Origin of the sequence: Halobacillus sp. GSS1 (assembly GCF_017307035.1) — a bacterium.
Lineage (GTDB): Bacteria > Bacillota > Bacilli > Bacillales > Halobacillaceae > Halobacillus > Halobacillus litoralis.
The window spans coordinates 122,442-141,673 of sequence record NZ_JAFLHE010000002.1 but is presented as its reverse complement, the minus strand read 5'-3'; the positions used below and the strand labels follow the sequence as shown (position 1 = coordinate 141,673).

The 19,232-nt window shown below is 43.5% G+C and carries 27 protein-coding genes and 1 pseudogene; 4 read left to right on the top strand and 24 right to left on the bottom strand.

The window, feature by feature from the left end; translation table 11 throughout:
- Positions 1 to 83: 83 nt before the first annotated feature.
- Together J0K78_RS07185 and J0K78_RS07180 are read right to left on the bottom strand one after the other, a co-directional pair.
- Entirely contained in the window at positions 84 to 482 is a 399-nt protein-coding gene (locus J0K78_RS07185; protein ID WP_242517780.1) for a hypothetical protein, read from the bottom strand.
- A gap of 163 nt (positions 483 to 645) precedes the next feature.
- Positions 646 to 1,497, bottom strand: a complete 852-nt coding sequence (locus J0K78_RS07180) for a GNAT family N-acetyltransferase (RefSeq protein WP_206946046.1) — start codon at positions 1,495 to 1,497, stop codon at positions 646 to 648.
- Positions 1,498 to 1,687: 190 nt separating this feature from the next.
- On the opposite strand from J0K78_RS07180, the gene J0K78_RS07175 reads away from it, so the two are divergent.
- Positions 1,688 to 3,100: a glycoside hydrolase family 18 protein gene (locus tag J0K78_RS07175; protein ID WP_206946045.1), complete on the top strand. Its 1,413-nt coding sequence runs from the start codon at positions 1,688 to 1,690 to the stop codon at positions 3,098 to 3,100.
- A 27-nt stretch (positions 3,101 to 3,127) separates the two neighbouring features.
- Here J0K78_RS07175 and J0K78_RS07170 read toward each other — a convergent pair whose 3' ends face one another.
- From J0K78_RS07170 to J0K78_RS07150, 5 genes are all read right to left on the bottom strand, one after another.
- On the bottom strand, positions 3,128 to 3,574 hold the full coding sequence (locus tag J0K78_RS07170; protein ID WP_206946044.1) for a hypothetical protein: 447 nt from the start codon (positions 3,572 to 3,574) through the stop codon (positions 3,128 to 3,130).
- A gap of 15 nt (positions 3,575 to 3,589) precedes the next feature.
- The gene (locus J0K78_RS07165; RefSeq protein ID WP_206946043.1) at positions 3,590 to 3,889 is read right to left on the bottom strand and encodes a hypothetical protein; all 300 of its coding nucleotides are present in this window, start codon (positions 3,887 to 3,889) and stop codon (positions 3,590 to 3,592) included.
- A 95-nt stretch (positions 3,890 to 3,984) separates the two neighbouring features.
- Positions 3,985 to 4,458: a hypothetical protein gene (locus J0K78_RS07160; RefSeq protein ID WP_206946042.1), complete on the bottom strand. Its 474-nt coding sequence runs from the start codon at positions 4,456 to 4,458 to the stop codon at positions 3,985 to 3,987.
- 12 nt (positions 4,459 to 4,470) lie between these two features.
- Positions 4,471 to 4,623 (bottom strand): hypothetical protein, encoded by a 153-nt coding sequence (locus J0K78_RS07155; protein ID WP_206946041.1) that lies wholly within the window; start codon positions 4,621 to 4,623, stop codon positions 4,471 to 4,473.
- A 194-nt stretch (positions 4,624 to 4,817) separates the two neighbouring features.
- Entirely contained in the window at positions 4,818 to 5,231 is a 414-nt protein-coding gene (locus J0K78_RS07150; protein ID WP_206946040.1) for a VOC family protein, read from the bottom strand.
- A 78-nt stretch (positions 5,232 to 5,309) separates the two neighbouring features.
- On the opposite strand from J0K78_RS07150, the gene J0K78_RS07145 reads away from it, so the two are divergent.
- The gene (locus J0K78_RS07145) at positions 5,310 to 5,942 is read left to right on the top strand and encodes an RNA polymerase sigma factor (protein ID WP_206946039.1); all 633 of its coding nucleotides are present in this window, start codon (positions 5,310 to 5,312) and stop codon (positions 5,940 to 5,942) included.
- Between the two features lie 15 nt (positions 5,943 to 5,957).
- Here the strand turns inward: J0K78_RS07145 and J0K78_RS07140 are convergent, their stop codons facing one another.
- Positions 5,958 to 6,560 carry a hypothetical protein gene (locus tag J0K78_RS07140; protein ID WP_206946038.1) on the bottom strand — a complete coding sequence of 201 codons (603 nt, stop codon included), beginning with the start codon at positions 6,558 to 6,560 and terminating at the stop codon, positions 5,958 to 5,960.
- 228 nt (positions 6,561 to 6,788) lie between these two features.
- Here J0K78_RS07140 and J0K78_RS07135 point away from each other — a divergent pair, with 228 nt between their 5' ends.
- Both J0K78_RS07135 and J0K78_RS07130 read left to right on the top strand, forming a co-directional pair.
- Positions 6,789 to 8,156, top strand: a complete 1,368-nt coding sequence (locus tag J0K78_RS07135) for a TrkH family potassium uptake protein (RefSeq protein ID WP_206946037.1) — start codon at positions 6,789 to 6,791, stop codon at positions 8,154 to 8,156.
- 16 nt (positions 8,157 to 8,172) lie between these two features.
- Positions 8,173 to 8,838 (top strand): potassium channel family protein, encoded by a 666-nt coding sequence (locus tag J0K78_RS07130; protein ID WP_115821928.1) that lies wholly within the window; start codon positions 8,173 to 8,175, stop codon positions 8,836 to 8,838.
- Between the two features lie 298 nt (positions 8,839 to 9,136).
- On the opposite strand, the gene J0K78_RS07125 is transcribed toward J0K78_RS07130, so the two are convergent.
- From J0K78_RS07125 to J0K78_RS07050, 16 genes and pseudogenes are all read right to left on the bottom strand, one after another.
- A complete protein-coding gene (locus J0K78_RS07125) occupies positions 9,137 to 9,694 on the bottom strand; it encodes an AAA family ATPase (protein WP_206946289.1) in 558 nt (185 codons plus the stop codon).
- 45 nt (positions 9,695 to 9,739) lie between these two features.
- Positions 9,740 to 10,480 (bottom strand): ABC transporter permease, encoded by a 741-nt coding sequence (locus tag J0K78_RS07120; RefSeq protein ID WP_206946036.1) that lies wholly within the window; start codon positions 10,478 to 10,480, stop codon positions 9,740 to 9,742.
- Positions 10,477 to 11,388, bottom strand: coding sequence for an ABC transporter ATP-binding protein (locus J0K78_RS07115; RefSeq protein ID WP_206946288.1), 912 nt, complete (start codon positions 11,386 to 11,388; stop codon positions 10,477 to 10,479). The genes J0K78_RS07120 and J0K78_RS07115 overlap by 4 nt, the downstream gene beginning before the upstream one ends.
- 390 nt (positions 11,389 to 11,778) lie before the next feature.
- A pseudogene (locus J0K78_RS07110) lies at positions 11,779 to 12,103 on the bottom strand (cupin).
- A 41-nt stretch (positions 12,104 to 12,144) separates the two neighbouring features.
- Positions 12,145 to 12,408: a hypothetical protein gene (locus J0K78_RS07105; RefSeq protein ID WP_370551087.1), complete on the bottom strand. Its 264-nt coding sequence runs from the start codon at positions 12,406 to 12,408 to the stop codon at positions 12,145 to 12,147.
- A 23-nt stretch (positions 12,409 to 12,431) separates the two neighbouring features.
- Positions 12,432 to 12,608 (bottom strand): hypothetical protein, encoded by a 177-nt coding sequence (locus J0K78_RS07100; RefSeq protein ID WP_206946034.1) that lies wholly within the window; start codon positions 12,606 to 12,608, stop codon positions 12,432 to 12,434.
- A 14-nt stretch (positions 12,609 to 12,622) separates the two neighbouring features.
- The gene (locus tag J0K78_RS07095) at positions 12,623 to 13,381 is read right to left on the bottom strand and encodes an AAA family ATPase (protein ID WP_206946033.1); all 759 of its coding nucleotides are present in this window, start codon (positions 13,379 to 13,381) and stop codon (positions 12,623 to 12,625) included.
- Positions 13,382 to 13,444: 63 nt separating this feature from the next.
- Complete coding sequence (locus J0K78_RS07090) at positions 13,445 to 13,642, bottom strand: PspC domain-containing protein (protein ID WP_160912236.1); 198 nt, start codon at positions 13,640 to 13,642, stop codon at positions 13,445 to 13,447.
- Positions 13,643 to 13,663: 21 nt separating this feature from the next.
- Entirely contained in the window at positions 13,664 to 13,936 is a 273-nt protein-coding gene (locus J0K78_RS07085; protein ID WP_206946032.1) for a hypothetical protein, read from the bottom strand.
- A 35-nt stretch (positions 13,937 to 13,971) separates the two neighbouring features.
- Entirely contained in the window at positions 13,972 to 14,220 is a 249-nt protein-coding gene (locus tag J0K78_RS07080) for a hypothetical protein (protein WP_206946031.1), read from the bottom strand.
- A 161-nt stretch (positions 14,221 to 14,381) separates the two neighbouring features.
- Positions 14,382 to 15,029: a response regulator gene (locus tag J0K78_RS07075; protein ID WP_242517758.1), complete on the bottom strand. Its 648-nt coding sequence runs from the start codon at positions 15,027 to 15,029 to the stop codon at positions 14,382 to 14,384.
- A complete protein-coding gene (locus J0K78_RS07070; RefSeq protein ID WP_206946030.1) occupies positions 15,019 to 16,539 on the bottom strand; it encodes a GAF domain-containing sensor histidine kinase in 1,521 nt (506 codons plus the stop codon). Before J0K78_RS07070 ends, J0K78_RS07075 begins: the two co-directional genes overlap by 11 nt.
- Before the next feature lie 51 nt (positions 16,540 to 16,590).
- Positions 16,591 to 17,109: an NADPH-dependent FMN reductase gene (locus J0K78_RS07065; RefSeq protein WP_206946029.1), complete on the bottom strand. Its 519-nt coding sequence runs from the start codon at positions 17,107 to 17,109 to the stop codon at positions 16,591 to 16,593.
- Between the two features lie 103 nt (positions 17,110 to 17,212).
- The gene (locus J0K78_RS07060; protein WP_206946028.1) at positions 17,213 to 17,701 is read right to left on the bottom strand and encodes a hypothetical protein; all 489 of its coding nucleotides are present in this window, start codon (positions 17,699 to 17,701) and stop codon (positions 17,213 to 17,215) included.
- 69 nt (positions 17,702 to 17,770) lie between these two features.
- Positions 17,771 to 18,481 carry a GntR family transcriptional regulator gene (locus J0K78_RS07055; RefSeq protein ID WP_160912218.1) on the bottom strand — a complete coding sequence of 237 codons (711 nt, stop codon included), beginning with the start codon at positions 18,479 to 18,481 and terminating at the stop codon, positions 17,771 to 17,773.
- A gap of 119 nt (positions 18,482 to 18,600) precedes the next feature.
- On the bottom strand, positions 18,601 to 19,122 hold the full coding sequence (locus J0K78_RS07050; protein ID WP_206946027.1) for a GNAT family N-acetyltransferase: 522 nt from the start codon (positions 19,120 to 19,122) through the stop codon (positions 18,601 to 18,603).
- Between the last annotated feature and the right edge of the window lie 110 nt (positions 19,123 to 19,232).

The window sequence follows — 19,232 nt, the reverse complement described above, 5'->3', positions numbered from 1 at the left end:
GAATGGTTTGAATAATCCTCACAGATGAAAGTCTTCATTAGGTAATTGAGCTTTCATCCACACACTCATTCTTCCGTTATATTTTATGAACTTAATAGATAAATAATAAAAATGGCGATGTACATGGAATCAATAACGGCAAGGTACAAGGCTATATTCGATTTTTTCACTTTTTCCAAACTGTAATTAAAGAAACAGTCGTATAAACTTACGGCAAACAAAATGAATGATCCAACGATAACCCATGCATTTACTGTGATTAACACAGCAAGCAAATAAATGAACCATCTTCGAAAAAAGTTAAAAATCAAAACAATAATAAGCAAGGACATCGACTGCGGGTTAATTTCCAACTCCTCATCAGAGGAAAGTGTGGCAAGTCCCTTTTTTATATTTTTGAAATCTCTTAGAAAGTCAAGATTCAAAATCAGAACAATTAGGGAGTAGAGCACAATATAAAAATGTTCATTTCCTCTAATCATCTCCCACAAAGCTGATCACCTCACTTTTAATGGACTTATTTGTCAAACTCCACCATAGTTGCCTCTCAGGCCCTTGGGATCAGGTCACAGGAACCTCCTTACACCTTATCCATGCATTGATTTTAAACCTTCCATCCCCCCCATCCTATATAACTTGAAAAGGTTAAAATGTTTGAAGCAGTTTAGCATCACAAGCCTTTTCATAAAATTCTATAGGACCTGCTTCACCGATCACAGCATATTCGTAGCCTAATTCCGCCATCTCGTTTAAACATTTAAACAATAAATCTCTTCCAACGGCATTCCGTCGCTTTTTATGTGAAGTACCCATAGGACCGAACAGCCCTTTTTTATTCCGCACCGTATCATAGCAGGCAAAACCTATGATCTCCTCACCATAAATGGCAATATAAACGGGCAGGACTTCTTTTTCAGTCATCGCATTTATATGCTGAAGCCATCGTTTACCAAACTCATGAATGACAAAGGACTTTAACCCCATCAAATCCGAATGAGCTGCCCTTCTAATACAGTGATTGGAAATCCGGCTTCCATAATGTTTTTTAAAATGATCTAAGTTAACGAATAGATCTCTCGGGACACAGGCAATATTTACAACCCCATCCACAACACCCTCCGTTAACATAAATCGCAATTGAGCATCCGACTGAAGAATGCTTTGAATCATATGCCCTTCATTTATAAGCGTTTGACCGTAGTTTTTTCTTTTTTTATTGGATTCTTCCAAGATTAAGACAGCATCCATAGAAATTTTATAATGACCGATGTAATTGAAGTCAGCACCTGAGTTTCTTCTCCATTGGTTTAAGATCTTCAGTTCAAAATCCTTGCCCAGGTGATGAAATAAATACAAATAAAGTTCACTACACACACCAGTGGCTTCTCTACAGGCGGCAATAAACAAATCTACGGAAGTGATAACCCCCTCCTTACTCATTTGATTTGCTAACTGGAGGATTCGCTCCATTCTATTCGTAAACAAATAATCATTCATTTCTAATCCCCCGCTTTTTAAAAAAATAAGAGTTGAAGGTGTCCTAACGTTTCATCACAAAAAATTAATAACCGATCCTTTTCGAAAGATTAAAAAAGAGCGATCAGACTTCTGCGTCCTGTACTGCTTATACATAAAGACAATCCATCCCAGCATATCTTCATAAAAAAGCACAAAAAGGAGGGGCGAAATGATTATACACGCGGTAGAGAATGGTGATTCCTTATGGAAAATTGCCCAGCGATATGGGGCCGATCTCAATCAAATCATCTTACTCAATCAATTGAACACCCCCGATATAGTCGTGATCGGGCAGGCACTGGTCATCCCTGAGCCGGAAAAAGAATACGTCGTCCAGCCGGGAGACAATTTATGGAACATTGCCAGCCGCTACGGCGTCCGTGTACAGGACCTTGCTGAGAAAAACAACATGGCAAACCCTGCGCTCATTTTTGTCGGTCAGATGCTCCTTATCCCCTTTACGAACTACACGGTGCAGCCAGGTGACAGCCTATGGAAGATCGCCAATCAGTTCGGAGTCTCTGTTTCAGAGATTGCTGAAGCAAACGGCATTCAGAACCCATCCGTCATTTCTGTAGGTATGCGCCTGGCCATTCCTTCTCCTCTTCGTCCAGTAAAGGAAATCAACGCCTACATTACGAGGATCAACGCAGAAGGAGCAAGTGAAGTGAACACACTTGGCAGCCATTTCACCTACCTCTCTCCTTTCACACGCACCATCCAGGCTGATGGAAATCTGACAGATTTAGATGATGCAGCTGTTTTACAAGCGGCCGCCGCTCAGAACATTTCTCCACTACTGGTAGTCACCAATTTCATTGGAGGCAGTTTCGATTCGGATCTAGCGGCTACCTTCTTACGTAATCCAGGAATTCAGGATAGCTTCATTAATAATCTTTTGGCACAGATGCGTTCGAAAGGTTACTCGGGTGTAAACTTTGACTTTGAATATGTGTACCCGGAAGATAAAGAAAACTACAATGCTTTTCTCAGGAAAGTCGTCAGTCGCCTGCGTCCTGAAGGTTTCAGCGTCTCCACCGCCCTTGCACCTAAAGTCCGTGAAGATCAGCAGGGGCTGCTTTATGAGGCGCATGATTATGAAGCCCATGGTGACATTGTCGATTTCGTAGTACTTATGACGTATGAATGGGGATGGTCCGGTGGAAGGCCTTGGGCCATCGCACCAATCAACAAAGTCCGTGAAGTACTCGATTACGCTGTCACGGTTATTCCCCGCGATAAAATTCTGATGGGGATGCCTTTGTATGGAAGGGAGTGGGAAATCCCTTGGGTCCAAGGGACTTATGCACGAACGGTCAACCCACAAGAAGCCATTCAACTTGCCGCAAGGTACGGGGTACCTATCCAATATAATGAAGAATACAAATCTCCCTTCTTCCGATATACAGACGAAAATGGACAGCAGCATGAAGTATGGTTTGAAGACGCAAGAAGTGTGCAGGCCAAATATGATACTGTGGAAGAATATGGTTTGAGAGGCGCTAGTTACTGGGTGCTGGGCAGCCCTTTCCCCCAAAATTGGCCGGTCCTTCAACGCCATTTCAAAGTGAAGAAAACGTGAGGGCTCCACTCCTTTGGAGGCCCTCTTTTATTCACCCAATATTTTCACAGTAAACCCGCCCGCTTCTACTTTTTTCTTTCTCCCTTCTACTTCTACGATATAAATGAATGGTTCATCCCTGGGATGGATGGCTCCTACCTTTTGATTCCTTTCTTTGAAAAAGGAACGGATTTCACGTTCGTCTTCACGGTCTATCCTGCCAGTCTTTTCACCATCCCCTTGATATGTAAAATCGATTTCTTCCGCGTCAGGGTCATTCCTTTGATCATAAATGCCCTGCAGCAAATGGATGACTTCTGCAAAACCTAAGAACAAAAGCCCCGTCACTAGACTGCTGACTAAAACGGTCGTACCTTGAACTCCTGCGCTTAACCTCTGGTCAAGAATGATTATCATGAACGAAATCACGCCAAGACCTATAATCCCAAAACCACAATAATTCAGAAGCTTTGCGATTGGATTGAATCTGTTCACCATTCACTCCTCCTTTTAATGGACAAACGAGGTGGTAATAAAAAAGCCAAACGGAATCGTCAACCACAACGTAAGACTGGTCATCACAATGTCCACATACGTGACGGTTTCCCACTCTCTTTTTGAAAAGTAACGCCAGACAAAATAAGCCCCGACTCCCCATATTAAAAGAAGGAAGAAAAAGTCCGGTTCTACTACGGTTGTACGCGGACGGCTTTTGACCATAGGTCCATTTGAGAAATAATAAAAAATCCAAAAAGCAGACAAACCACTTCCCACAATATTTCCTATAACAAGGAAAGGCTTCAGCTTCAAGATGCACCCCCTATGTAAAACATTTACAATACAGAATTTATACCCTTTCCTGTACCCCTTCCTGTACCCCCTCTAACGTTACGGGGGACCAACGATCATGGTACAAATTTATGTAAGAGTGTTTCACTCTCCTGAACGAGTTCAACGTATTGAGCACCCACATGAAAAGCTGCAAAAACATAGAAAGATAGGACTACACCGATCATCACCGGTTTCCATTTTTTCGGAGTTTTCATTACACCTTCCAATGACACTTTCCATACCCTCGACAACCATTCCAGCAAGATTGCATACACGGCGACTAATATAAGCATAATGAGCGAAGCGAACGTCTGTTTAAAATGACTATCCATTAAATAGATTTGCACCTTTTCTCCTGAGGTGAGCTTTGGGGTGGAAACCTTTTGCACGATATGACCGCTCCAATTATATTTTTCTACCGCAGTCTCGCCCTCCACCAGTGCGATACCAAAAGGAACGGCATAACCCCCTAAAGAAAGGTAGGAATGGATGACCAAAAGGCAAGGAATCACGAAAATAGGAGATAAACGTAACCACTTTTTTTTCAAAATGAGCCTCCTCTACTCTTTCTTCTCAGCAAGCAGTTCCTTGATTTCTTTTAAATGTTCGCTTTGCTCCTCTTGTTTATCTGTTATGCGATTCGTCATTTTTTCCAACGTCTTCGTGATCGACCATAAGGAAAGAATAATGACGATACTTATGAATACAGCCACTTGTTAACACTCCCTTTATCTGTTTATACGAAAAGATCGTTCACATGTTTCATTAGAGAAGAGTTTTTTTATCATGCAGCTATAATGGTAAACATCGAAGAAAGGACGCATCACCTAAACAATCAAAGTAAAACGTCTAGAGTAAAATAGCTCTAGACGTTTACATGTCCCTTACGATTTAGTATCTCAAGTACTCATTTTTGCTGCATTTTCCTAACGTTCTCTTTGTGAAAAGGTGAATTCAAGTCCTCATCAACCACACTGAATGCATTTTGATCCGGGTCGAAGAAGTCAAAGTGCTTCATCCCACCAAATTCGTGAATATCTGTTGTCTCTACCCCGGAATCATTCAATCTTTTATATGCAGCGTCTATATCAGCTACGACAAAGTTGAAATAGACATTCTTTTGGTTCTTTTCTATAATGAATTCCGTAGGCTGAGGTTCAGACACCTCAATAAGACCAAGCTGGGCGGATCCATAAGGAAAGAAAAATCCCGCGCCTCCCTCCCAACTGTCTATTTCCCGTACATCCAAATGTTCTTCATACCACCTTTTCGATTTCTTAAGATTCGTCACAGGGACGAATACACTACCAACTTGAAACATGCGAACCCCTCCTATTTTTCATTCAACACTCTAACGATTCTGAGAGACAAAAAGTTACATAAGGGAGCAACTTTTTTTATGAATATTGATAAAAATCTAGTTACCAAGTTATATAAGTACTGCCTTGTTCTTACGAAAGACCCCCATCATGCGGAAGACCTCGTTCAGGAAACTATGTTAAAACTCTATCAAAAGCAAGAGGCTGACTCTGCTCCTGACCACTCTTTTTCATATGTAAAGACGACAGCCAAGCATTTATGGATTGATGAAAAAAGAAAAAGTAAGCCATCCTTTCCTTTCGATGAATTGATCCACCAGCCACAGGAAGATTTTGTAGAGTACGAGAGCCTCATCGAACTTCTACTGGCAACATTACCTCTCAAGCAGGCCATGCTCCTGACTCTAAAAGATGTCTTCCACTATTCATCAAAAGAAATCTCAACCATGCTTCGAATCAGTAATGCTTCAGTGAAAACAACCCTTCACCGTACGAGGAAACAATTAACTCGCATGGATCCATTAACAACGGAAAGTTATGTTGCAGGTTCTGCCATCCAAAGGTTCACCCATGCCCTGAGAGCCGCGCATCCTGAAAAGATCTTTTATTATTATCGTTTATTAGAGTCCGCAAATTATAGACTGAATGCCAACCAAAAAACCTTTTATCTGGTGGACCCCTCAGGAAATCTCTTAGAGATTGCAAAATCATAAATCACGTAAGGACCATTACTCTTGCTCTTCAGATGTTCCTACTTCCATTTTTAGTAAAAGCACCACTGTATCATCATGAATCATCTGCTTGACCTGTTCCTTATTCTGCAAATCAAACGTTTGTATCGACCCGGAAGTAGACTGACGATAAGCACCCAATAAGACTTCTTCACCTAATTCAAGGTTGATCCCTTCTTCATCAACCGCGTACTCCCACGTACTGATGCCCGTTTCATTCAGCGGAAGCGGACTCGTCCTGGGTATTAAAGAAACACCTGGAGCATATACGTGCAGCATCGCTCCATCTCCTCCGTCTCTAATGATTCCAATTCCCAAGTGTCCTTCTTCGTTCTGCCCGGGACTTTGCCCATAGGATAGCTCGGCTAATGGTTCGTTCATTTTTTCACCATTTTGATACCCTTCCATCCAAACTCTCACCCATCGTTCATCTGCGTTTGGCAGGGTGAACTGAAAATCATGGATTTGACCAATTCCTAATTCTTTGTAAGTGGTGTCATATTCTGAGTCAGGATTCGCCTTTATGATGGGATCTGTTCCCTCAGCCACTGCACAGCCGGATAGGATGCACAAGCCGATTAATAGTAAGAGCCTATTCATGTTTCACCTTCTTTCTTTAGGGATGACCCAGCGACTAGTGAAGAACAGGTGAAACGACCAGATTCCAAAAGCCTCCCGCCTTCATGACCTGCTCTATTCATTATCCCACTTTCTTTATTTTCTGTAAATTTCACCCACATCCACTAATGATAAAGGGAGTTGTAAAAATAATAGAGAACATATAAAATCCATATATACCTTGATATCTGCACCTGAAGGAGCTTCTTTATGTTCAATAACCTAAAAACAAGATTCAATCAATACTTTGACCGTCTAACTCCTTTTCAGGTAATTGTATTGTTCTACGCTACTGCCGTCATTGTTTCAACCATTCTCGTAAGCTTGCCTTTTTTACATAAGGAAGGCGTAAGTTTAAGCTTTATTGACGCTCTTTTCACTGCCGTCAGTGCCGTGAGTGTAACTGGATTGACCGTTGTATCTACGATGGATACGTTCAACACTGCGGGATACTTTGTTTTGATGTTCATCCTCCAGTTCGGTGGTATCGGTGTCATGACGCTGGGAACATTCATCTGGCTGATGCTTGGAAAGAAAATCGGCTTAAAGAGAAGACAACTTATTAAAACTGACCAGAATCGCTCGACATTTGCAAGAATGGTCAAGTTAATTAAACAGATTCTATTGATTGTTCTGCTGATTGAAACCGTCGGTGCGATCATTTTAAGCACTTACTTCACCCAATACTTTCCAACAACAGGGGAAGCGATCGTTCAAGGAATGTTTGCATCTGTCAGTGCGACGACCAATGCAGGCTTTGACATTACGGGTGTATCCCTTGTAATGTTTGAAAATGATTATTTTGTTCAATTCATCAATATGCTTTTATTGACACTTGGAGCCATCGGTTTCCCTGTGCTCATCGAGATCAAAGACTACCTGACACATAAGCAGAAGGACGTCATTCACTTTTCCCTGTTTGCAAAATTGACTTCCGCCACATTCGGTGTGCTCGTGGTCGTCGGTACGGTTCTGATCTACCTATTAGACCGAAACCATTTCTTTGCAGACAAGTCCTGGCACGAAGCCCTCTTTTTTTCCCTCTTCCAATCCGTGACAACAAGGAACGGAGGACTCGCAACCATGGATGTAGCAGAATTCAGTGCACCGACCTTGCTGGTCATCTGCATTCTCATGTTCATTGGTGCGTCTCCGAGTAGTGTAGGAGGAGGAATTCGGACAACGACCTTCGCCATTAGTGTATTAACGGTCATTGCTTATGCCCGTGGAAAAAGTCATGTCCGTGTATTCAGACGTGAAATCGATCCGGATGATATCTTCCGTTCGTTCATCGTCATTAATACAGCGATCGCCATTACAGGCATTGCAGTTATTCTACTGAATTATTTCGAACCGCAGTTTTCTTTGATGCAGATCTTATTTGAAGCGTGTTCCGCATTTGGTACAACCGGGCTGTCGATGGGAATCACTCCTGACTTCCATACATCCGGAAAAATCATTATCATCACCCTCATGTTTATCGGAAGGATCGGCATCTTCTCCTTCTTGTTCATCATTCGAGGGAAAGGCATCAAAGACAAATATCATTACCCGAAAGAACCGATGATTATCGGCTAACAGGAGGAAACCAACGATGAAGAAAACATTTGCTGTTGTAGGACTCGGCCGTTTTGGCGGGAGCATTTGCAGAGAGCTCAGCCGGGAAGGCATGGAAGTCCTGGCATTAGACCTTGATGAAAACAAGGTCAATGAGTACCGGGACATCGTCTCTCATGCTGTCATGGCCGATTCTACCGATGAGCTCGTACTCAAAGAGTTAGGATTCAGAAATATTGATCACGTCATCGTAGCCATCGGAGATAACATCCAGGCAAGCATGCTGACGACCTTGATCTTAAAAGAGATGGGCATACGCATGATCACCGTCAAGGCACAAAACGATTACCACGAGAAAATATTGAACAAAATCGGGGCCGATCAAGTCGTACACCCGGAACGAGATATGGGAAAACGTATCGCTCACCACATCATCTCCGATAATATCCTTGATTATATTGAGCTATCCGATGATCACAGTGTCGTTGAGGTGAAAGCAGGAAGAAAAATGAGTGGAAAGACGCTGATCGATTTGGATATCCGCGCCCAGTACGGGTGTAACATCGTAGCAATCAAACGAGGAAAAGATGTCATCGTTTCCCCGATGGCCACCGAACAAGTGAATGCAAGCGACATTCTGATTGTCATCGGAGCCGATAAAGACGTCAACCGCTTTGAAAAAAACCTTGTCGTCGAAGATTAATAAAAGCAGCAGCTGTCTCCCAGCTGCTGCTTTTTTCATGACTTTCATATCATTTGGTTCACACGGGGAACCAGTACGTAAACAACTCGAAATATAATCGGAAATCCAATGATATTCATAATGAAACTCATCCAAAATCCTATATCCCCTGTCAAAATAGCGGTGATTAACAATAAAGCAACAGCGATTATGTACATTGAAACAGCCACCCAATAATATAAAGTCAAAACTTCGATTCCCTATAAGGATGGCCAAACAAAAACGAAACCATCTTCTTCACAAACCCATCCTCCATCTTCTACAGACCAAACGTTTCTTGGATTTTCTTTGCAACAACTCTCGGTTCAAGTTCTGTATTCGCGATCTTGATGTAGTTCTCCTCTGTTATTTCACCATCTTCGGTATTCATCCGCAAGTGGTCCATCGAAGCAATCATCCTTTTCTCCGATTCTTCCACATCTCTTTTGGAAGGTTTATGATCAAGTCTGTTGGGCGTACGATTCCTCCTGATTCTTTCATCCGAATCTGTCTCCAGTTCTACGAAATAAACATCTCCACCTTGCCTTTCGAAGATATCAACGATCGTTTCGACAAACGCCCAATCTTCCCGCTTATTAAATGCCCAAATAAACGTAAAGATCATTCCATATTCATCACTTTTTGCATAAGTACGGAAGATTTCTTCTCTGAACATTTGAGACAAACGCCACATCTCATCAGTGAAACCAAAAAAAGGCTGAAGCAGTTCAATGGTCATGTGATTGTGAAGAAGCTTCAACCCCGTTATTTTTTCTAATTCCTGCCCGACTGTCATTTTACCGACAGCTTGAGGGCCGAATAATAAAACAAGTTTAATCACGTTCACCCCTCTTCCTTTATCACCACTAAGCTTTCCTATCTTCTATTTTTCACTCCATTTAAAATAACGGGAAGCAAGCACTATGGAAGCAACCGCAATTCCCAGCAAAATACCTACTTCCAGGCCATAGTCTGAAATAGGAGCTTCATTCCAAGTGCCGCGGAGCAATTGAATGACATAGTACAACGGTAAAACCTTCGCTACGTACTGAAGAATCGTCGGCATCATCTCCAAAGGAAACGTAGCCCCCGAGAGAAAAAGCATCAGGTTCAAAAAAAGCGAGCTGATGGCCGCTGCCGACTGTGTATTTTTAGCCAGTGACGTAACAAATAACGCGAACGGGAAAAAAGCAAGGATGCTGATCAATAAAGCAAGAAGTGTACTTCCGATATACACCGGCGGCTGAAGGTCGTACATGACCATCCCGAAAACCATAAGCAGGAGGGCGGAAATGAGGAAGATCACTGTCCCCTGGATCGTATGGGCCGCGAGAATCTTCCATGGTTGGAGCGGGGTCGATTGATACCTGCGCAGGACACCTGTTTCTCTATAGCCGGCGAGAACCGTTCCTAAAGTAAAAAACGAGGTCGTGACTATATTGACCCCAATCCAGGACGGGATGAAAACTTCAGCGAATGTAAATGGGCCGGCCATGTCACCACTGAACATCGAGCCGAACAACCAAATCATCACAACAGGAAAAAGGAACGTCCAGAAAACACTGAGACGATCACGGAAGAACATTTTAGTTTCCAAGTTTGCTAACTTCACTACCGTATTCATCCTGTTTTCTCCTTTTCTAAATATTGCACGAACAGATCATCTAGAGATCCTCGATCAAACTTAAAATTCTTTAATGCTATGTCTTCCTCGTGACAATAAGTGAAAATTTGATAGGCCGTTTGTTGGAGGTCCTCACTGAACACTTTGAAGTCGTTGCCCTCATGCTCCACCCGAACCACTTCGCCTAATGTCAACAAGTATTCATAGGACATCCGTTCACTTTCAAAACCGATGTAATGGGTTGCGACATCGTCAAGAAGAGCATCAGGGTTGTTCAAGGCTTTGAGCTCCCCGCTGTAAATCATAGCGACACGGTCACACAGTTTTTCCGCTTCCTCCATGTAATGCGTGGTTACAACAACCGTGCTCCCTTTATCCCGCAAGGTACGAATCATCCCCCACATTTCACGCCTTGCATGAGGGTCAAGACCCATGCTCGGTTCATCCAGAAACAACAGTTCAGGCTGGTGAAGCGTTGCCAGAGCAAGCGTGACCCGCTGCTTCCAGCCACCAGAGAGATCTTCGAAGTGGACATTAAGCTTTTCTCCAAGGTCCAGCATCTCAATCAATGTATCCTTTTGGGTGCTTCCTTTGTAAAAACTTGAAAACAAATCCAGCGCCTCTTTCACCTTCATTTTCTTCTGGATGGAGGTCGCCTGAAACTGTACCCCGATCCTTCGATTGAGTTCACGTAGCTGCTTCTCCGGGTTCAGACCCAACACCTCCACTTCTCCTGAAGTAGGTTTCTGAATGCCCTCTAAAATTTCAAGTGTCGTCGTCTTACCCGCTCCATTCGGTCCAATAATTCCGAAGATTTCTCCCTTTCTTACCGAAAAAGAAAGATTCTTAACCGCTTGTGTAGCTCCATAAGACTTGGATAAGTTGGCGACCTGGATGACGTGTTCGATGATGACCGCTCCCTTCTTGCGCGTTTTATAAAGACTCAAGTGATCCCTTCTATCATTTCAAAAAAGCTGATGAAGTATGGAAGTGGGACACTACACAAAACCGCCCTGCCATCAACTTTTTCAAAATAAAGACCTCCTATGTATATTCAAGTACAGGATTAGTTTTCCTCTTTTTTCAGCGTTCTTTTCATCCCCATCCCTATTGACGTGCCAATGAGACCGCCGGCACCGAGACCGATAAAAAGCCTCCAATCAATCTCTCTGCCCTCCCATATGCTGATAAGGAAGATCCCTGCAAGAACACCTACCAACCAGCCAATCCAGGACTTAAAAAACCTTTCAATAAGATCATCCCTATGTAGGTTCAGATGTTATGGTCCACTTCAGGTTTCAGTACGGTTTTAAAGCAGAAACGTCCAACTCTTCACTTTCAATGACAATGGCGGTCATTCCTGTGTCCGTTTTCGTTTCATGCCATTCCTCTTTTTCCAATAAACGGCGTCCCCAGTTTTCACAGGAGTAAACCTTTCTGCTTCGCCTCTGACTATCCCTTCTCCTTCAACCACCAGCAAAAGCTGCGGAACGACAGCCTGGTGGTAACCGATCACTCCATGTTCATCTAATTGCATGCAGCCGATATGCGTGTCATGATGAAATCTGATTGGAACTTTGTAATCTTTTTACCGGTTTCTTTTTTAAATGAGTAAATCTCCATTTTTTCCTCCTCGTCAAGCTCAATAAATAAGCTTGATTTAATCATGAAGACGGCTCTGAAGTGAGAGCCATATATCTCGTAAAATAAGCACCTAACATAAGAAGGGAGAGCGTAATCATCCAACTGAGGATACCTAGGCCATCCCACCAGTAGGCAGCAAGGTTTATTAAAGCAATGGCGTAAAAGCAGATGGATGTCAAAGCTGTTTTCCACCCCTTCACGCCTGTCTTCTTTCGCTTATGTACCAAAAAGGTTATCGATGCAGTGAGTGATAGAAGCAAAAAGCTTGAGACAAGTATTTTCACCACATTCACCTCCTTCTTCTTTCTTAAAAATTATCCATGTATGCCATAAACTGAATGGAAAATCCGACGAGAAGCAGGATCCCTACAAGAAGACACCCGATATGGATCACTCGCTGCATGACCGTTTCTTCTTTCACTTTTTTTATCGTCACGAGCGGAAGCAAAGTCAATAGAACTCCAAAGAGCAAAGCTAAATCCATCAACCATTCCCCTTTCATTGAAATAAATGATGCAACAAACGTTCTTTGTCTTCAAAAAACTGCTTCATTATCGTGTAGTGGTTGGTGGCTTCAAGTGAGGTCTCTTCCATTCCGCTCTCGGTCAACTCCATGATTTTTGCATCAGGATAGGCCATCAACAAAGGAGAGTGGGGGGAGATGATAAACTGGGAGCCTTCAAGAACAAGATCATGAATCCTTCGCAGCATCGACAATTGCCGTAAAGGAGACAGGGCAGCTTCGGGCTCATCCAGTATGTATAACCCTCCGCCTTGAAAACGCTCAGTGAACGTTGCAAAAAAAGATGCGCCATGAGACTGCTCATGCAGAGACTTTCCTCCGAACGAATCGATGATTTTCCTTCCGCCTATCTCTCTGTCCAGTTCTTCAATGTTCGTGACGACATTATAAAAACTCTCCGCTCGGAAAAAGAAGGAATCCTTTGGACGATGCACGCCTTTAGCGAGACGAAGGTATTCATCCAGGTTGGAGTGAGAGTCATAGTTTGAAAAATTGAAGTTGAGTGTCCCGCCCTCCGGATTAAAACCGAGCGCAATCGCCATCCCTTCTAGCAATGTCGATTTCCCCATCCCGTTTTCACCGATAAAATAGGTAACATGTGGATGTAACTGCAACTCTTCAAAGTTATGAATAACGGGTAGGTTGAGCGAGAAATCCTTATAGGATTGTATCTTTTCACGTTTTAGATCAATGGAACGTATATACTGGGTTTGTTTAACTTCGTCATTTAGCACCTCTGTTTAACAAGGATGAGAATCTGCCTATTGGAAACCCTCTGAAATGAGCGTCCCCGCCTGCTATTTCCTTACCTCCTGATCCGTCGGCATGACTATGGCAGCCACAATATAAATCAGCCACGTCAAACCACCTGTGAAAAATCCGGATACGACCACGATGATCCTCAAAATGCTTGCATCAATGTTAAACGTTTCACTCAGGCCACCAAGAACTCCAGACAGTTGGCTGTCATCTGTAGAGCGATACAATTTTTTCATACCTATTCCCTCCATATTTAATTATTCAAAGATCCATTCAAAAAATGTAACCACATAATAAAGACTGTAAAAAAGCACCACCTGCATCCCCAGAGATAAAAGCAATACAGTGACCACACGCTTTACCGTCTGCTGTTTCAACTGAATGATGTAACCGGCCCCCCAGATGACATAGACCATGAATATCGCGATGTTTTCACCAATATACGGATCTTCCTGTTCCACGAAGTGAAGTCCAAAATAAAGAAGAAATCCCCTAGCTAACAAGAGCACGAATAAAACAAGGTTCGTCATATGAATCACCTGACGAATAGTGTCCACTCCTTTCTTTAAGAGCTGCTGATTCCCATCGAAAGAAGAAGAAAGAACATTACGATCAGCACCCCGCCGTTCAATACGGATCCAGCTGTACCTGCGATAATTTTCTTAGAAAGAATCGCACAGGCAATACCTACGAGGGAAAGAGAGCTTCCAACAATCACAACCATTGGCAGGTTGACGTTCGGTCCCCGCACCAATAAAAACAAAATAAAGTTAATGATAACCATTCCTAAGGAAATTAAGGCCCATTTGTTCATATCGTCTCTCCTCCAATACCACTTGAACATTTGAGAATAAAAAAATCCATGTAAGAAAAAACCAATTATACTTTTATACGGTTGATCCTCGTCTTGGGTTTCATCATTCATCAATAAAAAAAGCACCACCCAAAAACGGGAGATACTTCTTCATCATGAGGTCAGTCAACAAATAGGTTTTCTTTCATGGCATAAATCGCCGCCTGTGTACGATCATGGACCTGCAGCTTGCTTAAAAGATTACTCACATGCGTCTTGACCGTTTTTTCTGTGATATATAAATCGCTCGCTATTTCCTTGTTACTTTTCCCAAGTGTGATTTGATATAACACATCTTTCTCCCTGGTCGTCAGCTTGAAATGGACACCAGGTTCCTTCTTATTTGTTCCATTACTCATTTGCTCCAAAAGGAGGTTCGTCGCTTTCGGATGGAGCAGCTTCTCCCCTTTGGAGGCGGCTCTGATTGTTTTTACAAGTTCATCAGGATCGACATCTTTCAGTTGATATCCGACTGCTCCGGCCTGGAGCGCAGGAATGACATGATCCTGATCAGAATAACTTGTCAAAACAACCACTTTTACATCCGGATGAGCTTCACGTAATTTTTTCGTCGCTTCCACACCGTCCATCACAGGCATCATCAAATCCATCAGCACGACATCAGGGTTCCATTTTTCATACGCGTGCAGTGCTTTCTCCCCGTTTTCCACTTCGCCGATGACCTCGATATCCTCCTGCGTATTCAGAAAAAACTTCAACCCTCTTAAAACTACAAGATGATCATCGACCAGCATCACTCTAATCTTCATGCTCACCCTTCCTCTCCTTTCTGTGCGGTAAAAAGACCTCGATCGTCGTTCCTGCACCCGGTTCGCTTCTCACAGAAAGTTCTCCAGCTAATAATTCCGCCCGTTCTTTCATGCTGATCAATCCTAGCGTCTGCCTATTTTCGCCCGCTTCTACCAGAAAACCATCCCCATGGTCCGTCACAGTCATGCCCGCTCCTTCCTTTGTATCAAAAAGTCGGACGGTAACCTCTCTCGTATTTGCGTGTTTCGCAACATTGTTCATCGCTTCCTGTCCGATTCGCCACAGAGTTTCTTCTGCCTGACGTGACCAGTCGGGGAGACGTTCCATATCAAACTGGACACAGAGACCGAGATGCTCCCCATATTTTTTCATCGCAGAAAGCAGTCCCTCTTCCAGTCCTACCGGGCGAAGCTGCCAAATCAAAGAACGCATCTCTTTTAAAGACTGCTGAGACATAGACAGCATGTCATCCATCAATTCTCCAAGAGAGGAGTCATACTTTGATACCATTTCCTTTGCACCTTTAGCCGTCAACGATAAGGAGAAAAGTTTCTGATTTACAGAGTCGTGTAAATCGCGCGCGAGCCTTTTCCTTTCTTCATGAAGCAGCAACTCCTGCCGTTTCTCTTTTAGTACGATGCTTTCATAAACGAGCGTCAAGTGCCGCCCCAGGGCTATCAGGAATTCCCTATCCCCAGGCTGAAACGAGCTGCCTTTCGGTGGTGTAATCCAAACGCCCCCCTGCACAACCTTCTCTCTTGCGATGGGAATGACAGCAAGGGTTTCTTCGACACTGACTTCTTCTAATAACGCAGAAGCCGGCTTTGTACCCATTTGATTTTTTATGTAACAAGCCACCGAAGACCAGCCAAATATCTTCTTTCCTTCCTTTTCCAATATCTCTTGTAAATCATAAAAATCATCCGCAGACCATAAAAACCCGGCAAACTGGTTCAATTTCTCAAAACTCTCGGCACGTCTCCGCTCCTCTTGATACAAACGTGTCCTGCGGATCGCCGTACCAATTTGAAAGCCCAGCGATTGAAGCATTGTCAATTCTTCCTGTGAAAACTTTTCTTTCCGAGGGGAAGCTACGTTCAACAAACCGAAAGATTCCTCTCCGTCCCCTAAAGGGATCGTAGCGTGGTGGGTAATCCCGTTCGTATCTCCCCACTCGTGTTGAATCGCTTTATTCAGCCGCTTACACTCGATGATGTTGACTGGATGAGTCAACTTTCCATTGCGATAACGGCTTAAACAGTAACAATCCCCGCTACACATCGGCTCATACTCCCCCCAAGCTAAAGCTGGAGGAAGTCCATGGTGAGCAGCGAGTACATATTCTTCCGGACTGTCGATGAGGAAAACCCAGCCCGTATTAAGCTTTGTCAGTTCGAGCAACTTTTCCAGCACCGTCTGAAGCATCACCGTCATGTCATTACACCGGTTCAGCGTCTCAGCGATCACTTTCATAATGTTCAATTCTTCCACCCGTTCATAGCCACTCATTTTGCGCCCCCCCTTCTGCTTAGTCGTGTCGAAATCTCAAATAACACCCATTCAACTGCTCTTCACGTCTATAAAACAATGCCCTATCGATTCCGCCAGCAATAGATCAAGCTTTTCTTCCATTTCCGACTTCAATCGGTTTCCTTCAAAGTGTTCCGGATCAAAAATCAACTGCTCTGGAGCCACGGTTGCGTAAAGTCCACGGCCGACGGTACGCATTTGATTCAGTGCATTGATGCCGCCTTTCCCGCCTCCTGAAACAGCAAACAGCAGTGTCGGTTTCCCCTTAAAATGCTTTCCACTCAAAAACTCCAGTGCATTTTTTAACGCACCGCTCATACCATTATGATATTCCGGTGACACCCAAATAAAACGGTCGGCTTCTGAGACAACCCTTCGCAGCCACTGGACAGAAGGGTGATTTCCCTGCGACTCTTCTCCATTGAATAATGGAAAATCAAGCATACTTAAGTCGACCAACGTGCCATCTAATTTATGCTGTAAAGTCTGAGCGACAATCTTTGTCCGCCCATTCTTCCTCGGTGTTCCACTAAAAATCACGATACTCATTTTGATAACCTCCTTACTTCTAGGTTATGGGAAAAGGCATCGTCTTGAATCCGAGGATGGTACGAACATCATCTACACCATTGGACCGAAAACATACGTTCGTTTATAAGGGAAGGAAATCATCCGGTTGAACGGGCTGGCCCGGGGGAAGAGGTTGGACATCCCCGCCTTCTCCTGGCGGAAGAGGAAGACTGTTCATAGACTGATAAAAGAGATCGAAGAAGTGTATTCTGGACATGAATACTGTTTCTTCTTCTGAAATCAAATAGACGTTCTCGCGCTCGTCTCCATAATAGATGTGGATCATCTCTTCATCTCCAAAATCCAAGGTTCCCAGTTTTTCCGATTTTGTCCATCTTCCTTTTACAGGAACGGCGTTGTTTATCCCTTCAGTGACCCTCCTGATTTCCTCCACAGATTCAATTTGTATCCTTCGCTTCATCTCCGTATCATAAAGAACGAGGGTAGATGGAACCTGTGTGACGTCAACGTTTTTCGACCGCTCAACCGCCTTTTCCTCTTTGACGACAACAGCATCCACGGGCATCGCACCAAACAGCACCAGTACCATGACGAAGGCCAACCCCTTCATCCACTCACCCTTCCTGGAGTTTTATACAAAAAACACTTGAACCTTCACCGATTCAAGCGTCTCTCGCTACTATTTTTTAAATATGGACATAATCTTACCAAGTGTCCCGCGGGAATGTTTGACGGAATGTTCCAACCGTTCATTGAACTCACTTTGGGAGCGCCACTCTTTTTTCTGTTCTTCACGCATCTCACGGATTTCTTTTTGAAGATACTCCGACTTCTCCTGCTCTTCACGCAGCAATTCTTCATACTGCTCTTTCTGCTGCTGCATCATCTTGTCCATTTTCGTATGCGTCTTCTGTGAAAAATTCCCGACTCCGGAGCTGATGACATGGTGATCCTGTTTCAAGCGGGAAACGGTCGTTTTCAATTCAGCCATATCATTTTTCAACTGGACGTTCATTTCTCTTGAGGCGGCAAGCTCACTGGCCAGGAAACGAAACATTTCTTTCATCTGATCGGAGTCCTCAAGGCCTGTCCCGTCATATGTATCGGAAAGCGCGAGTTCGCGAGACTCATAGCCTGCGAGAAGCTCCCGCTGTTCTTCTACAATTTCTTTGATTTTATCTTCTTTCGGCAATTCAGAATCGCGGATTGTTTTAAGAGCCTCGACATCTGACCTCACAAAAATCCTCCGGTCGCCGTCTTTGAAAAATTCGTACCCGTTCTGTTCCAGTAGCTGCCCATACCGTCTGACCGTCGTTGTGGCGATCCCGACTTCTTCAGCTACTTCCTTCGTAGAGAAAGCGCGTTCGTTCGGTTGTATATCGTGGCGCATATCGGGCCTCCTTTTCTACCTATAGATTAAATACTACTTCTATTATAAAAGTTTTTCGACTTTCTGCCCATCCACATTCGGTTTTATTTTTCACCATAGAGTTCCGCGCTTGTTTACCATCACAAGAACTTCTCCATGCGGATGTCCGCCCATTTGCTTCCGTTCCAATATGTAAAATCCGGGATTCTCGCAATCTCTGTATACCCAAGGTTTTTATACAGCTTCTGTGCCTTTTTATTGAATTCGAATACCCCGAGCTCTACCCTGCCTAACCCTTCCGCTTTGATACGATCCTCCAAATAACGGATGGCCTCATATCCAATTCCTTTTCCCCGACCGGCTGCCTCCCCGATGGTGATTCCAATCCAGGCTGTATCTTTATCTTTCCTATGTAAATGACTAGGATTGACCATGTAATTCATTTCTCCAACAAGTTCACCATCCATATAGATAAGGAAAATTTCATGGTTCTTCAAGCGCTGTTTCAAACTTTCCTTTGTTACTTCATATCTTTTCTCCAGTGCCTCCTGATCCGGATTTGGACGGACCATCGGAATAAGTTCGGTATCATTTTCCCATCGATGATAGGCCGATGCGATTTGTATCGTTGGCTCTGTCAGTTTTTCAAATGTAACCACCATGACTGCCTCCCCTTTCCCTACTTAACCTGAATGATTTCCTCCGCCAAATTTCCCATGCTATAGTTTTCGGAATCTTTTCTTTATATATGGGAGTCTCTAATGATTCGTTG